This is a genomic window from Pseudoduganella sp. UC29_106, from assembly GCF_044055365.1.
Taxonomy (GTDB): Bacteria; Pseudomonadota; Gammaproteobacteria; order Burkholderiales; family Burkholderiaceae_D; genus Rugamonas.
In genome coordinates this window covers 329,146-342,549 of record NZ_CP171977.1, presented here as the reverse complement: position 1 = coordinate 342,549, position 13,404 = coordinate 329,146, and the positions used below count along the sequence as shown (strand labels likewise).

The following is a 13,404-nucleotide window of genomic DNA, read 5'->3' as shown; positions in this document are numbered from 1 at the left end:
CGCCGGAGGCTGGATGCACCCCCGTGCTTACGGCGTCAGGAAACGCTCGATAATGCCGGCGGAGCCGAAGGCGGCGCGGCGCAGGCGGTCATTGACGCCAGCCCACTCCGCATCCTGCGGCGGCGTTTCCACCAGGATCAGATCGACCTGTTCCTGGTCCATCGCACGCAGCGCGGCATACACACCATAAGCATACCCCTTTGGCTCATCGGGGAGCGCAACGGACGGCTCACTTGCTGCAATTGGCGTGTAGTGGATCAGGGCTACCCTGCGGCCACGGGCGGCAAGCGCGGAAACGGTGGCGGGAATGTCGCAAGTTGGCAACAGCGCGACGGGCGCTTTCGGCGCGTAATGCGATTCCAGCGTGCCCGACGCACGCGGCGCGGTTTGGTCGGGCGACTGGGGCATCGCGCCAATCACGTCCGCAATCTGCTGCGAGGAAATATGCCCCGGACGCAGCAGCACCGGGCCGTGCGTGGCGAGGCGCGACAGGTCAAGGATGGTCGATTCGATGCCGACCTGGCTGTTGCCGCCATCCAGCACCGCGGCGACCGCCATGCCAGCCCCGACCTCGCCGGCGAATTCGTCTTTCACGTGCTGCGCCGTGGTCGGGCTCACGTTACCGAACTTGTTGGCCGACGGCGCCGCCACGCCGCCTTTGCCGCCCTTGAAGGCCGACAGCAGCGCGATCGCCACCGGATGCGAGGGGCAGCGGATGCCGACCGTATCCTGGCCGCCTGAAACGGCGTCCGGAATGTGGGTATTGCGCTTCAGGATCAGCGTGAGAGGCCCCGGCCAAAAGGCTTGCGCCAGCTGGCGCGCGGCAGGAGGAACATCCGTCACCCAGTAATCGAGATCGGCGCCGGGCGCGACGTGCACGATCACGGGATGGTCCTGCGGCCGGCCCTTGGCGGCATAGATGCGCGCCACGGCCGCCGGGTTTTCTGCGTCGGCCCCGAGGCCGTAGACGGTCTCGGTGGGGAATGCCACCAGCTCGCCCGCCTCCAGCGACGCGGCTGCGGCGGCGATGGCTTCGGACGGACCGGTCATGGCGCGATACCCAGGATGGCGCAGGCCGCGTTCAGTTGCTGCTGCGCTTCCGCCAGCGTGGGCGCCACGAAAGTCAGGTGACCCATCTTGCGGGCGCGGCGCGGTTCTTCCTTGCCGTACAGGTGCAGGTTGGCGCCCGGCAGGGCCAGGATCCGGTCCCAGGCAGGTTCACGCTGCGTGTCGCCGTCGAACCATACATCACCGAGGATGTTCAGCATCACGGCCGGCGAATGCTGGCGCACATCGCCCAGCGGCAGGCGTGCCATCGCGCGAACCTGCTGCGCGAACTGGCTGGTGACGCAGGCATCGATCGTGTAATGGCCGCTATTGTGCGGACGCGGCGCCATTTCATTGACGACCAGCGAACCGTCGGCCAGCACGAAGAACTCGATGCACAGCACGCCCACATAGCCCAGTTCCGCCACGATGGCCTGAGCCGCATCCTGCGCCTTGCGCGCGCATGCGGCGGACACGTTCGGTCCTGGCACAGTGGTGGTGAAGAGGATGCCGTCGCGGTGCACATTCTCGGCGATCGGATACACGACCGAGACGCCGTCCGCACCGCGTGCCGTCAGCACGGACACTTCATACGCCAGCGGCAGCATCTTCTCCAGCAGGCAGGTGACCTTGCCCATGGATTCAAAGGCGGCGCGCACGTCTTCACGTGACTTCACGCGCACCTGGCCCTTGCCGTCATAGCCCATGCGGACCGTTTTCAGGATGCCGGGCAGCAGGTCGTCCGGAATCGCATCGATGTCGTCCTGCGAGGCGATCACCTTGTGCGGCGCAGGCATCACGCCGGATTTCGCCGCGCTCGTCACGAAGAAGGACTTCTCGGCGATGCGGTCCTGCGCCACGGAGACGCCGTGCGCATTGGGTGCGACAAACACGGTTTGCGCCAGGCGCGACAGGCTGTCGGCCGGCACGTTCTCGAACTCGGTGGTCACGGCCACGCATTGCGCGGCCAGCGCATCGAGGCCGTCGGCATCGCTGTAGCCGGCGTTGATCAGGCGGTTGGCGGCCTGGCCGGCCGGGCAATCGTCGGACGGTTCCAGCACGGCCACGCTGTAGCCCAGGCTTTGCGCGGCGTGGGCGAACATGCGGCCAAGCTGGCCGCCGCCCATCACACCCAGCCACGCTGGTGGGTTGGTTGCATTACTCATTTATTCAAGTGGCAGTTTCATGGCCTGTGCGGCGGCAGTTTGCTGGGCGCGGAAATCGGACAGCTTTGCAGCCAGCGCATCGTCGGTGGTGGCGATGATGGCGACGGCGGTCAGGGCCGCGTTGGCGGCGCCCGCTTCGCCGATGGCGAAGGTGGACACCGGCACCCCCTTCGGCATCTGGACGATGGACAGCAGCGAATCCTCGCCGCGCAGGTATTTCGACGGCACAGGCACGCCCAGCACCGGCACGATGGTCATGGCCGCGACCATGCCCGGCAGGTGGGCGGCGCCGCCGGCGCCGGCGATGATGGCGCGCAGGCCGCGCTCACGGGCACTCTTGGCATAGGCGTACATCTCGTCCGGCATGCGGTGGGCAGAGATCACCTGCGCCTCGAAGGGCACGCCGAACTGCTTGAGGATGGCCACGGCGTTCTGCATCACGTCCCAGTCCGAGGACGAGCCCATGATCACGCCGACCAGCGGCTTGTTCTGATCTGCCATGCTTATACCTTCAGCTTCTCGCCGGTCAGGCGTTCGATGGCTTCGAAGTACTTGGCCTGGGTCTTGTTGATCACGTCAGCCGGCAGGGCTGGCGCCGGTGGCGTCTTCTTCCAGTCCTTCAGCGTTTCCAGGTAGTCGCGCACAAATTGCTTGTCGTAGGACGGCGGGGACATGCCCGGCGCATACGAATCGGCAGGCCAGAAGCGCGAAGAGTCGGCAGTCAGCACTTCATCCATCAGGTGCAGCACGCCGTTGTCATCCAGGCCGAACTCGAACTTGGTGTCGGCAATGATGATGCCCTTGGTGGCGGCGTAGTCTGCGGCGGTGGTGTACAGCTTGATGGCGATGTCGCGGATCTGGGCGGCCAGTTCGGCGCCGATGCGCTGCTCCATGTCCTCGAAGCTGATGTTCTCGTCGTGTTCGCCCAGGTCGGCTTTCGCGGCCGGGGTGAAGATCGGCTGCGGCAGCTTGTCGGCCTGGCGCAGGCCTTCCGGCAGCTTGATGCCGCAAATGGAGCCGGTGTCCTGGTAGTCCTTCCAGCCGGAGCCAATGATGTAGCCGCGCACCACGGCTTCCACCAGGATCGGCTTCAGGCGCTTGGCGACCACGGCGCGGCCTTTGACCTGGTCCACTTCATCCGCAGCCACCACGGATTCCGGCGTCACGCCGGTCAGGTGGTTCGGCACGATGTGGCCCAGTTTTCGAACCAGAAATCGCTCATCTGGTTCAGGACCATGCCCTTGCCGGGGATAGGCTCGTTCATCACGACGTCGAAAGCCGACAGGCGGTCGGTGGTGACGATCAGGATCTTGTCGTCGCCGACGGCGTAGTTGTCGCGGACTTTGCCGTGACCCAGCAGCGGGAGGGATTTGATAGTGGACTTGTAAAGGCTGTTCATAGCGGGGGGATTCTCGAAATTTGTAAACCGGGTGAATCTGGTGTCTGCCACGACGTGGCGGACACCCTTGCACGCGGCGGTGGCCAGGTGTCTGGCACATCGTGCCTGACACCAGCCTTTGCCGGTTTTACTTCACGATCTGGGCCAGTTCACCGGCCTTGTAACGCTCTGCCATCTTATCCAGCGGAATCGGCTTGATCTGCGATGCACGGCCTTCGCAGCCGAATGCCTGCAGGCGCGCCTTCACGATTTCTTCCGCAGCGGCACGAGCCGGCTTCAGGTAATCACGCGGGTCGAACTTGGACGGGTTCTCGAACATGTACTTGCGGATCGCAGCGGTCATGGCCAGGCGGATATCGGTATCGATATTGATCTTGCGCACGCCGTGGCGGATGCCTTCCTGGATCTCTTCCACCGGCACGCCGTAGGTTTCCTTCATGTCGCCGCCGAATTCGCGGATGATGGCCAGCAGTTCCTGCGGCACGGACGAAGAACCATGCATCACCAGGTGGGTGTTGGGAATGCGAGCGTGGATTTCCTTGATGCGGTCGATGGCCAGGATGTCGCCGGTCGGCTTGCGGGTGAACTTGTAGGCGCCGTGCGAGGTGCCGATGGCGATGGCCAGCGCGTCGCACTGGGTCTTCTGCACGAAGTCGGCGGCCTGGGCCACGTCGGTCAGCAGCTGTTCGCGGGTCATGGTGCCTTCGGCGCCGTGGCCGTCTTCCTTGTCGCCCTTCATGGTTTCCAGGGAACCGAGCACGCCCAGTTCCGCTTCCACCGTTACGCCGATGGAGTGGGCGAACTTCACCACTTCCTTCGACACGTCGACGTTGTATTCGTAGGAAGCGACGGATTTGCCGTCAGCCTGCAGCGAGCCGTCCATCATCACGGAAGTGAAACCGGAGCGGATCGCGGCCATGCACACGGCCGGCGACTGGCCGTGGTCCTGGTGCATCACCACCGGGATGTGCGGATAAGCTTCCACGGCTGCATCGATCAGGTGGCGCAGGAAGGCTTCGCCGGCATATTTGCGGGCGCCGGCCGAAGCCTGCATGATCACCGGGCTGTTGAGAGCGTCGGCGGCGGCCATGATGGCCTGCACCTGTTCCAGGTTGTTGACGTTGAATGCCGGGATGCCGTAGCCGTGTTCAGCGGCGTGGTCCAGCAGTTGACGCATGGATACGAGAGACATGGTGTACTCCAAAAAGAAAAAAAAATCTTCGCTCGGCTGCTCACTACCTTATCGCGGCTGCTCGGCGCGGTGCGTGAATTCGCCGACCTTGACGATACGCAATGCATTCGTGCCGCCGACCTTGCCCATTGGGGCACCCCAGGTAACCACAATCATATCGCCCTTTTTCGGCAATACCCTTCTGCACCAGCAGATCTTCCGCGGAGCGCAACACGACATCGGTCGGCGCGTCCTGCATCAGCTCATAGGAGCGCACGTTGCGGTAGAGCGCAGCCTTGCGCTGGGTGGTGGTGCTGGGGGTCAGCGCGACAATCGGCGTGTCGATGTTATGGCGGCTCATCCACAGCGCGGTGGAACCGGATTCGGTCAGGGCCACGATGGCCTTCACGCGCAGGTGGTGGGCGGTAAACAGGGCGCCATAGGCGATCGACTGGTCGATGCGGGTGAAGCGCACGTTCAGGAAATCAGCGTCCAGCTTGTTGTATTCGGATTGCTCGGCTTCCACGCAGATCGCGGCCATCATTTCAACGGTCTCGACCGGGTACTTGCCGGAGGCGGTTTCAGCGGAGGTCATCACGGCGTCGGTGCCGTCCAGCACGGCGTTCGCCACGTCGGATACTTCGGCGCGGGTTGGCACGGCGTTGAAGATCATCGACTCCATCATCTGGGTCGCGGTGATGGCCAGCTTGTTCGATTCGCGCGCCATCTTGATCATGCGCTTCTGCAGCGCAGGCACGGCAGCATTGCCCACTTCCACGGCCAGGTCGCCGCGCGCCACCATGATGCCATCGGACGCATTCAGGATTTCCTGCAGTGCGGGAATCGCTTCGGCGCGCTCGATCTTGGCGATCATCATCGGCTTGTGGCCGAAAGGCTCGCCGGCGATATTGGCCAGCTGGCGGGCCATTTCCATATCGGTGGCGTTCTTCGGGAAGGAAATGGCCAGGTAGTCGGCCTGGAAGGACATCGCGGTCTTGATGTCTTCCATGTCCTTCGCGGTCAGGGCCGGCGCAGTCAGGCCGCCGCCCTGGCGGTTGATGCCCTTGTTGTTGGACAGCTCGCCGCCGATCTTCACCGTGGTGTAGATCTCGTGGTTGACGATCTTGTCCACGGTCAGCACAATCAGGCCATCGTTCAGCAGCAGCACATCATTCGGCTTCAGGTCGTTCGGCAGCTGCTTGTAGTCCAGGCCCACGCGCTCCTGGTTGCCCAGCTCGCCGTTCTCGCCCCATTTCGCGTCGAGGATGAACTTGTCGCCGTTGGCCAGTTCGATCTTGTTGCTCTCGAATTTGCCGATGCGGATCTTGGGACCCTGCATGTCGGCCATGATCGCTACTTCCTTGCCGCATTCGGCGGCGGCCTGGCGTACCAGGTTGGCGCGGTCGATATGGTCTTGCGCCTTGCCATGCGAGAAGTTCAGGCGAACCACGTCCGTACCCGCCTTGATCATGCGGATCAGGACATTCAGGTCATTGGAAGCGGGGCCGATAGTGGAAACGATCTTGGTGCCACGGGACATTAGCAGATTCCTTGATGAAGAGCGGTGAGAGTAAAAAAGGCGCTTTGCGAGCGCCTTTTGCCTTTACTGCTGGGCGCGTTGCGCCAGGATTTCCACTGCTGGCAGCGTCTTACCTTCCAGGAACTCAAGGAAGGCGCCGCCGCCGGTAGAGATATAGCCGATTTTATCGGTGATGTCGTATTTGGCAATCGCAGCCAGGGTGTCGCCGCCGCCGGCGATCGAGAAGCCCTTGGAGCCGGCAATCGCCATCGCCAGGGTCTTGGTGCCTTCGCCGAACTGGTCGAATTCGAACACGCCGACCGGGCCGTTCCACACGATGGTGCCGGCGGACTTGATCTGCTCGGCCAGCTTGGCCGCAGTCTTCGGGCCGATATCCAGGATCATGTCGTCATCGGCGACATCGGCCACGGCTTTCACGGTTGCCGCGGCGGTTGGGGAGAATTCCTTGGCGCAGACCACGTCTTCCGGAATCGGCACTTGCGCGCCGCGGGCGGCCATCAGGTCGATGATGGCTTTCGCATCGGCGATCAGGTCGGCTTCGGCCAGCGACTTGCCGATCTTCAGGCCGGCGGCCAGCATGAAGGTATTGGCGATGCCGCCGCCGACGATCAGGTTATCGACCTTGTCGGCCAGCGACTTCAGGATGGACAGCTTGGTCGACACCTTGGAACCGGCCACGATGGCCAGCAGCGGACGGGCCGGTGCGCCCAGGGCCTTGCCCAGCGCGTCCAGCTCGGCGGCCAGCAGCGGGCCGGCCGCGGCGACCGGTGCGTACTTGGCGATGCCGTGGGTAGTGGCTTCGGCGCGGTGCGCGGTGCCGAAGGCGTCGTTCACGTACACATCGCACAGCTTGGCCATCTTCTGCGCCAGCTCATCGGAATTCTTCTTTTCGCCCTTGTTGACGCGGCAGTTTTCCAGCAGCACAACCTGGCCCGGCTGTACGTCCACGCCGTCCACCCAGTTCTGCACCAGCTTCACGTCCTGGCCCAGCAACTGGGACAGGCGCTTGGCCACCGGCTCCAGGCTGTCTTCCGGCTTGAACTCGCCTTCGGTCGGACGGCCCAGGTGCGACGTGACCATCACCGCAGCGCCACCCTTCAGCGCCATCTGGATGCCCGGCACAGAAGCGCGGATGCGGGTATCTTCGGTGATATTGCCGGCATCATCCTGCGGCACGTTCAGATCGGCGCGGATGAACACACGCTTGCCCTGCAGCGCACTCTGCGCGGCCAGGTCCTCCAGACGTTTGAAATTCAGCATGGCTATACAAGGGGACGAAATTGTTGGAAAGACCGCTATTTTACCTGAATGCCAGCGCCGCACGACCGTTAGTTATTAACAAATCAAGCACTTGGCGTATCATCATCGGTCACTACGAAGCCAATCGGCCTATGCTTCCCCTGCTCCGGCGCCGCCGTCAGCGCCCGTATCGCCTCGAACACCTCGCGGAACTTTTCCCCGCACCGCCTCCTCGAAGTCGGATTGCTCCAGCGCGCGCCGCTCAAGCTCATCCAATCGGTGCGCCAGTTCCGCATTGGTCGCGATCAGCGCCCTCAGGCGCACGAACGCCCGCATGATCTCCACATTTACCGCAATCGCCTGCTCGCTGCGCAGCACAGACGACAACATCGCCACGCCCTGCTCCGTGAACACATGAGGATGATAGCGGCGGGCCCGGAAATTCAAATTCGGATTTGAGGTCACAATTTGTGACCTCAAATCCGAATTTGAGGTCACACCGTGTGACCTCAAAATCTCCCACTCCGCGGTGGTCAACTGGAACATGAAGTCCTCAGGGAAGCGCGCAATATTGCGCCTGACCTGCTGCATGAGAACCTTCGTTGGCACCCCATAAAGCTGAGCCAGCTCGGAGTCGAGCATGACCTTCTGGCCACGTGCCAGGAGGATGCGCTGTTCGAGATTGGCTGGATGGCTGGTCATCAGCCGAGCTTAGCGCGCTCGTCTCGGCGCGCTTTGCGAGGGCGCAAGCTCAGGCAGGAAGCAGCAGGCGGAGAGCGGTATAGGCGAGCATGCCGAAGATGATGGTTTCGAGCATGCTCTTGCGGACAAGGTAGTAGCCGCTGGCGGCGACGCCGGCGATGAGCTTATAGTTGTGCAGGCCGAGATCGACCGCGCCGGCCGGATCGAGCAACAGGTCGGGGCCGATAATGGCGGCCAGGGCGCAGGAGGGAGCGTAACGCAGCATGCCCTGCACGCGCGTCGGGATGGACACGTGTTCGCCGATCACCCAGAACGAGCTGCGCGTAGCAGCCGTCGCGCAGGCCAGCGCAATAATGGTCAGCCAGATTTCCAGGTCAGACATGCTTCATGACTTTCTTTTCCTGCAGGCTTTCCACCGCCATCGCGGTCAGCATGCCGACTACCACTGCAACGAGCAACCCCAGCTTATACGGCAGGCTGTGCGCCGCCACGGCCACCAAGCCGGACACCAGCACGCCGCACAAGGCCGGCCGCGTGGTCACCATCGGCACCGCGATACCGATAATGGCCAGCGTGCCCGCAAAGCCCAGTCCCCACTCGGTGGGCACGGTGCTGCCCAGCAGCACGCCGGCAATCGAGCCGACCTGCCACGCTGCCCAGTTCGGGTAAAGCAGCCCCTTGAGATAGGACACCTTGCCCACTTCAGGCTTCTCGGTCGGGAACTTCTGTAGGTAGATCGCGACGGTCATATCGCCCGCCGCATAGCCCAGGAAAAAGCGCTGCCGCAGCGGCAGCCGCGCAAATTGCGGCGCCAGCAGGGCGGCAAAGATCACGAAACGGAGATTGACCACGAAGGCGGTCAGGAATACCACCCAGATCGGCGCGCCGGCGGCGATCAGCGGCAAGGAAGCCAACTGGGCCGAACCGGCAAACACCATCAGCGTCATGCCCAGCGCCTGCGGCACCGTCAGCCCGGACTTGACCATCGCCACGCCCACGACCAGTCCCCACGCCAGGATGCCGAACAGTGTCGGCATGCCATCTTTCACACCAGCACGCCACGACGGCTCATGATAGGCTGCGATGTCTGGTTCGCGGTCGGAATCGCTCATGTGATCGGATTGCCACACAAGGAACTCCTTCGCTGGCAGAAACATTACAAAGAGACGACATTTTACCGGCGAATCCTTCTCCCTGCGCGAATGCATTAAAATCGTGCTTTTTTATACCCCGGAGCATTAGAAGATGAGCAACGCCCAAGCCCCAGTCGAACTCGATGGCAAAGACCTGCCGGCATACTGCCCGAATCCGGCCATGCCGCTGTGGTCGTCCCACCCGCGCGTATTCCTCGACTTCAAGCACGGCGAAGCCAAATGCCCGTACTGCGGCACCCAATATTGCCTGAAGCCCGGCACCGAAGTCGGTCACCACTAATCTTCCTCACTGCCCGGAGCCCCCATGGTACGCAAGCACCAGATCGGCAGCGCCAAAGAAGTCGAAGCAGCTTTCTATGACGCGCTGAACCGGGCGGATCTCGATGCCCTGATGGCGTTGTGGGCGGACGATGAGGAAATCGTCTGCATCCATCCCGGTGGCCAGCGCCTGATCGGCCACGCCGCCATCCGCGAGTCGTGGCAGTTGCTTTTAGAGCACGGTGGCCTGCATATTTCGCCCACCGAGCTGCATGAAACGCACAACCTGATGAGTTCAGTGCATACTGTAATTGAAGGCGTGACTGCGAAAAGTGGCGAGCCGCAGCACCTGGTTGCGACCAATGTGTACGTCAAGACACCGAAGGGTTGGCGCATTGTGTTGCATCATGTGTCTGTAGCGCCAGGACCGGCACCGGTCGACACACGCGCTCAAGTGTTGCACTAGACGTAAGGCGGGTCACGAGCCCGCGAAAACGCATCATGAACTACATCGCCCCAATCTGGCTGCCCAGCGGCCATCTGCAGACTATCTATCCCGCCACTTGCATGGCCAAGCCGGCCGTACACTTCCGCCGTGAACGTTGGGACACGCCGGATGCCGATTTCGTCGACGTCGATTTTGTCGATGGACAGGAAGGGAAACCCTTCGTGGTGCTGTTCCATGGCCTCGAAGGCTCGTCCGACAGCCACTACTCACGCGCTCTGATGGCAGAGCTCGTGCGTCGCGGCTGGTCGGGCGCTGTGCCGCATTTCCGCGGCTGCTCCGGTGAAGCGAATATCGCACCGCGTTTTTATCATTCCGGCGACGTGGAAGAAGTCGACTGGATCCTCGGCCGCCTGCACCCGCGCGCCACGGGCAAGTTCTATGCTTGCGGCGTGTCGCTGGGCGGCAATGTGCTGCTGCGCTGGCTGGGCGAGTCCCGGCACCAGGCGGAGGTTGTGGATGCGGCCTGTTCGATCTCCGCGCCGGTGGACCTGGCGCAAGGCGGCAACGCCCTGTCGCGCGGCGTCAACCGCATGTACAGCCGCATGTTCCTGCAGACCATGAAGCCCAAGTGCCTCGCCAAGCTGAAGCAGTTCCCGGGCCTGTTCGACCTCGATGCCATGATGGCCGCAACCGACCTGCACACCTTCGACAATATCGTGACCGCACCCCTGCACGGTTTCCGCGATGCCGACGACTACTGGGACCGCGCCAGCGCCAAGCATGTGCTGAACGACATCACCGTGCCCACGCTGATGCTGAACGCTCGCAATGATCCCTTCTTCCCGGGCATCCACCTGCCGCGCGCGGCGTCGCCGCACGTGGTGCTGGACTATCCCGACGAGGGCGGCCACGTCGGCTTTACCAGCGGCAGCATGCCGGGCCACCTGGCCTGGCTGCCGCAGCGCCTGCTGCACTTCCTGGAGGGGAACCGGACGCAGCAGGCACCGTTTGACGAAACCTTGTGCGAGGCCTGATGCATGGATGAAATCGTCAAACAGGCGATGGCCAAATGGCCGAATGTGCCGCACTGCTACGGCTGGCTGGCGCTCGACGCGCGCGGGAACTGGCGCATGCGCGACGAGCGCGCCCAGCACTTCAACGAACCGGGGGACAAGCTGCGCAATGCCGCCCTGGTGGGCTTCATTGTGCGCAACTACCTCAAGGACGAGCGCGGCTGCTGGTATTTCCAGAATGGCCCGCAGCGCGTCTACCTGAATCTGGAAGCGACTCCCTTCATCGCGCGCACCGATCCGCTGCAGGGCTTCATGTTGCACACGGGCGCGCCGCTGGGTGTGCCGGATGAGGCGTGGCTGACGGAAGCAGGTGAACTGATCCTGCGCAGCGGCGACACCGTCGCGCAACTCGACGACCGCGACTTCGCGCAAGTGCTGCCGCTGCTGGAACTGGATGGCACGCCGGTCAGCGACGAAGCGCTGCTGGACTGGCTGGAACACGCCGACGGCGAGCTCGTGCTGCGCACCGGCGGGCGCGCCGTGCCCGTATCCCCGCTCGCGCGCGGCGATGTCGAGCAGCTCGGTTTCCGCAAACAGCCCGCACCCTGAATCAAAACCCAAGGCGTGAACCTAGTGTCAGCCACGATGTGGCTGACACTTGTCTCTGCCTTGGGTTTTAGTCCTTATCTTTCTTCTTATCGCCCATCATCTCCCGCCTTAGCGCCTGCAGCTCCCGCTCCCGTCCATCGATCACCGACTGATCGTAGTAGGTCGCATCCGGCGCCTTGCGCGCCAGGTTCAGCTGATCCAGCGCCGCCATGATCCCGCCCTGCAGCACGTAAGACTCCGCCGTCGAAATATGCTGCAGCGCGATCTTGCCCTGCTTCGCATACACCTGCGCCAGGAAATCATGCAACTCCGGTTCGCTGCGGTACATCTGCAGCTGGTCGCGCAGGAAGCGGCCGGCCTCATCGTACTTGGCGCCTTTGATCATCGCGTCCGCATATTGCCAGACCAACCCGCGCGACAGCGGATAGCGCGCATGTGCCGCCGCGCCCTCCTTGACTGCAGCCGCCATTACGTCGGGCTTATCCTCCTGCGCCAGCTTGATCTCCAGCGACAGGAAGGCCAGCATGGTATCGGACTGGCCGCGCGGCATGGGCGAGCTGAAGGCCCCGGGAGTGGGCGGCTTGTCCAGCGTGGCCTTCGCCTTGTCCAGCCAGGACTGCGCAGCCGCATAATCATGCCGGCGGATCGCAATCATGGACAGTCCATACTGCCCCGCCGCAACCTGCTGGCGGCTCGGCGACTCGGTCTGGATCTGGAAGAATTGCTGCGTCTCGAGCAAGCCCTTGTCGCTTTCATCCTGCAGCACGCGGGCGCGCGAGCGGACAAGGTAGAAATCGGTGGCATCAACACGCTGGCGATACGGCTGCTCGCGCACGCGGGCCTGGATATCGGCGATACGTTCGGTGGTCAGCGGGTGGGTCAGCAGCCAGGCCGGCACGATGTCGCTGTAATTGCGCGTGGTCTGCTGCATGCGTTGGAAGAAGGCCACCATGCCGCTGGTGTCGTAACCCGCCTCGCCCATGATCTGGAAGCCGACGCGGTCGGCCTCGCGTTCCGCATCGCGGCTGAAATTCAGCTGACGCTGGATGGCCAGGCCCTGGCCGCCCATGAACACGCCCATTGCCGCGTCCCGGACTGGATTTCACCGCCAGCGCTGCCAGGATCATTGCCGCCAGAGGAATCAGCGCATCCCCCTTCTGCGCCCCCGATCTGGCGGGCGATATGGCGCTGCGCCACGTGGCCGATTTCGTGCGACAGCACGGACGCCAGTTCGGATTCCGTTTGCGCCGCCAGCAGCAGCGCCGAGTGCACGCCGATATTGCCGCCCGGCAGCGCGAACGCGTTCAGCTGCGTATCGCGCACCACGAAGAAGAAATACTCGTAATTGGCATCCCCTCGCGCGCCCGGCCGGGCCTGGACCAGCTTCTCGCCCAGCTCGTTCATGTATTCCGTGATGGGCGGATCGTCCAGGTAATCCTTGTTGCGCTTGATGTCGTGCATGATTTCTTCGCCGAGGCGGCGTTCCATCACGGGCGACAGATCCTCGCGCGAGGCGTCGCCGAGATTGGGCAGGTTCGGAGTGGAGGACGACGACTGCGCCTGTCCGTTCGGCGCGGCGATCAGCAGCGACGACAGCAGGGCCGCCAGCAGGCGGCGGGGAAAACGATGTGCATTCACAGTGCTATCATACCTGTTCA

14 protein-coding genes and 2 pseudogenes are annotated in these 13,404 nt (G+C 63.3%); 4 read left to right on the top strand and 12 right to left on the bottom strand.

From position 1 onward, the window contains the following. Positions 1 to 27 precede the first annotated feature (27 nt). The 10 genes and pseudogenes from ACHMW6_RS02060 to ACHMW6_RS02015 all read right to left on the bottom strand — a co-directional run bounded on the left by ACHMW6_RS02060 (position 28) and on the right by ACHMW6_RS02015 (position 9,376). Positions 28 to 1,050, bottom strand: a complete 1,023-nt coding sequence (locus ACHMW6_RS02060; RefSeq protein ID WP_395405124.1) for an L-threonylcarbamoyladenylate synthase — start codon at positions 1,048 to 1,050, stop codon at positions 28 to 30. Then, positions 1,047 to 2,213: a 5-(carboxyamino)imidazole ribonucleotide synthase gene (locus tag ACHMW6_RS02055; RefSeq protein ID WP_395405122.1), complete on the bottom strand. Its 1,167-nt coding sequence runs from the start codon at positions 2,211 to 2,213 to the stop codon at positions 1,047 to 1,049. The genes ACHMW6_RS02060 and ACHMW6_RS02055 overlap by 4 nt, the downstream gene beginning before the upstream one ends. Beyond that, positions 2,214 to 2,714, bottom strand: coding sequence for a 5-(carboxyamino)imidazole ribonucleotide mutase (gene purE, locus ACHMW6_RS02050; protein ID WP_395405120.1), 501 nt, complete (start codon positions 2,712 to 2,714; stop codon positions 2,214 to 2,216). Between the two features lie 2 nt (positions 2,715 to 2,716). Beyond that, positions 2,717 to 3,612 (bottom strand): annotated as a pseudogene (locus tag ACHMW6_RS02045) (phosphoribosylaminoimidazolesuccinocarboxamide synthase). Positions 3,613 to 3,739: 127 nt separating this feature from the next. After that, positions 3,740 to 4,804 carry a class II fructose-bisphosphate aldolase gene (gene fba, locus ACHMW6_RS02040; RefSeq protein WP_395405118.1) on the bottom strand — a complete coding sequence of 355 codons (1,065 nt, stop codon included), beginning with the start codon at positions 4,802 to 4,804 and terminating at the stop codon, positions 3,740 to 3,742. Positions 4,805 to 4,852: 48 nt separating this feature from the next. After that, a pseudogene (gene pyk / locus ACHMW6_RS02035) lies at positions 4,853 to 6,323 on the bottom strand (pyruvate kinase). 63 nt (positions 6,324 to 6,386) lie between these two features. Further along, entirely contained in the window at positions 6,387 to 7,583 is a 1,197-nt protein-coding gene (locus tag ACHMW6_RS02030; protein WP_395405116.1) for a phosphoglycerate kinase, read from the bottom strand. A gap of 129 nt (positions 7,584 to 7,712) precedes the next feature. Then, complete coding sequence (locus ACHMW6_RS02025; RefSeq protein WP_395405114.1) at positions 7,713 to 8,264, bottom strand: ORF6N domain-containing protein; 552 nt, start codon at positions 8,262 to 8,264, stop codon at positions 7,713 to 7,715. 49 nt (positions 8,265 to 8,313) lie between these two features. Next, positions 8,314 to 8,646, bottom strand: coding sequence for an AzlD domain-containing protein (locus tag ACHMW6_RS02020; protein WP_395405112.1), 333 nt, complete (start codon positions 8,644 to 8,646; stop codon positions 8,314 to 8,316). Next, complete coding sequence (locus ACHMW6_RS02015; RefSeq protein WP_395408507.1) at positions 8,639 to 9,376, bottom strand: AzlC family ABC transporter permease; 738 nt, start codon at positions 9,374 to 9,376, stop codon at positions 8,639 to 8,641. The genes ACHMW6_RS02020 and ACHMW6_RS02015 overlap by 8 nt, the downstream gene beginning before the upstream one ends. Positions 9,377 to 9,509: 133 nt before the next feature. Here ACHMW6_RS02015 and ACHMW6_RS02010 point away from each other — a divergent pair, with 133 nt between their 5' ends. From ACHMW6_RS02010 to ACHMW6_RS01995, 4 genes are read left to right on the top strand one after another with little or no spacing between them, the layout of a single operon-like run. Then, the gene (locus ACHMW6_RS02010; RefSeq protein WP_395405110.1) at positions 9,510 to 9,698 is read left to right on the top strand and encodes a zinc-finger domain-containing protein; all 189 of its coding nucleotides are present in this window, start codon (positions 9,510 to 9,512) and stop codon (positions 9,696 to 9,698) included. A gap of 24 nt (positions 9,699 to 9,722) precedes the next feature. Then, the gene (locus ACHMW6_RS02005; RefSeq protein ID WP_395405108.1) at positions 9,723 to 10,142 is read left to right on the top strand and encodes a YybH family protein; all 420 of its coding nucleotides are present in this window, start codon (positions 9,723 to 9,725) and stop codon (positions 10,140 to 10,142) included. 35 nt (positions 10,143 to 10,177) lie between these two features. Beyond that, positions 10,178 to 11,158, top strand: a complete 981-nt coding sequence (locus ACHMW6_RS02000) for a YheT family hydrolase (RefSeq protein ID WP_395405106.1) — start codon at positions 10,178 to 10,180, stop codon at positions 11,156 to 11,158. A gap of 3 nt (positions 11,159 to 11,161) precedes the next feature. Continuing rightward, positions 11,162 to 11,746, top strand: coding sequence for a DUF2946 family protein (locus ACHMW6_RS01995; protein ID WP_395405104.1), 585 nt, complete (start codon positions 11,162 to 11,164; stop codon positions 11,744 to 11,746). A gap of 67 nt (positions 11,747 to 11,813) precedes the next feature. Here ACHMW6_RS01995 and ACHMW6_RS01990 read toward each other — a convergent pair whose 3' ends face one another. After that, the gene (locus tag ACHMW6_RS01990; RefSeq protein ID WP_395405102.1) at positions 11,814 to 12,827 is read right to left on the bottom strand and encodes a M48 family metallopeptidase; all 1,014 of its coding nucleotides are present in this window, start codon (positions 12,825 to 12,827) and stop codon (positions 11,814 to 11,816) included. Next, positions 12,779 to 13,384, bottom strand: a complete 606-nt coding sequence (locus tag ACHMW6_RS01985; RefSeq protein WP_395405100.1) for a M48 family metalloprotease — start codon at positions 13,382 to 13,384, stop codon at positions 12,779 to 12,781. The genes ACHMW6_RS01990 and ACHMW6_RS01985 overlap by 49 nt, the downstream gene beginning before the upstream one ends. Between the last annotated feature and the right edge of the window lie 20 nt (positions 13,385 to 13,404).

Excerpts from the sequence above, each read along its gene's own strand:
- ACHMW6_RS02020 (WP_395405112.1), bottom strand. The coding sequence starts at position 8,646 with ATGTCTGACCTGGAAATCTGGCTGACCATTATTGCGCTGGCCTGCGCG.
- ACHMW6_RS02025 (WP_395405114.1), bottom strand. The coding sequence starts at position 8,264 with ATGACCAGCCATCCAGCCAATCTCGAACAGCGCATCCTCCTGGCACGT.
- fba (WP_395405118.1), bottom strand. The coding sequence starts at position 4,804 with ATGTCTCTCGTATCCATGCGTCAACTGCTGGACCACGCCGCTGAACAC.
- ACHMW6_RS02055 (WP_395405122.1), bottom strand. The coding sequence starts at position 2,213 with ATGAGTAATGCAACCAACCCACCAGCGTGGCTGGGTGTGATGGGCGGC.
- ACHMW6_RS02015 (WP_395408507.1), bottom strand. The coding sequence starts at position 9,376 with ATGAGCGATTCCGACCGCGAACCAGACATCGCAGCCTATCATGAGCCG.
- ACHMW6_RS01990 (WP_395405102.1), bottom strand. The coding sequence starts at position 12,827 with ATGGGCGTGTTCATGGGCGGCCAGGGCCTGGCCATCCAGCGTCAGCTG.
- ACHMW6_RS02010 (WP_395405110.1), top strand. The coding sequence starts at position 9,510 with ATGAGCAACGCCCAAGCCCCAGTCGAACTCGATGGCAAAGACCTGCCG.
- purE (WP_395405120.1), bottom strand. The coding sequence starts at position 2,714 with ATGGCAGATCAGAACAAGCCGCTGGTCGGCGTGATCATGGGCTCGTCC.
- ACHMW6_RS02005 (WP_395405108.1), top strand. The coding sequence starts at position 9,723 with ATGGTACGCAAGCACCAGATCGGCAGCGCCAAAGAAGTCGAAGCAGCT.
- ACHMW6_RS02030 (WP_395405116.1), bottom strand. The coding sequence starts at position 7,583 with ATGCTGAATTTCAAACGTCTGGAGGACCTGGCCGCGCAGAGTGCGCTG.
- ACHMW6_RS02060 (WP_395405124.1), bottom strand. The coding sequence starts at position 1,050 with ATGACCGGTCCGTCCGAAGCCATCGCCGCCGCAGCCGCGTCGCTGGAG.
- ACHMW6_RS01995 (WP_395405104.1), top strand. The coding sequence starts at position 11,162 with ATGGATGAAATCGTCAAACAGGCGATGGCCAAATGGCCGAATGTGCCG.
- ACHMW6_RS02000 (WP_395405106.1), top strand. The coding sequence starts at position 10,178 with ATGAACTACATCGCCCCAATCTGGCTGCCCAGCGGCCATCTGCAGACT.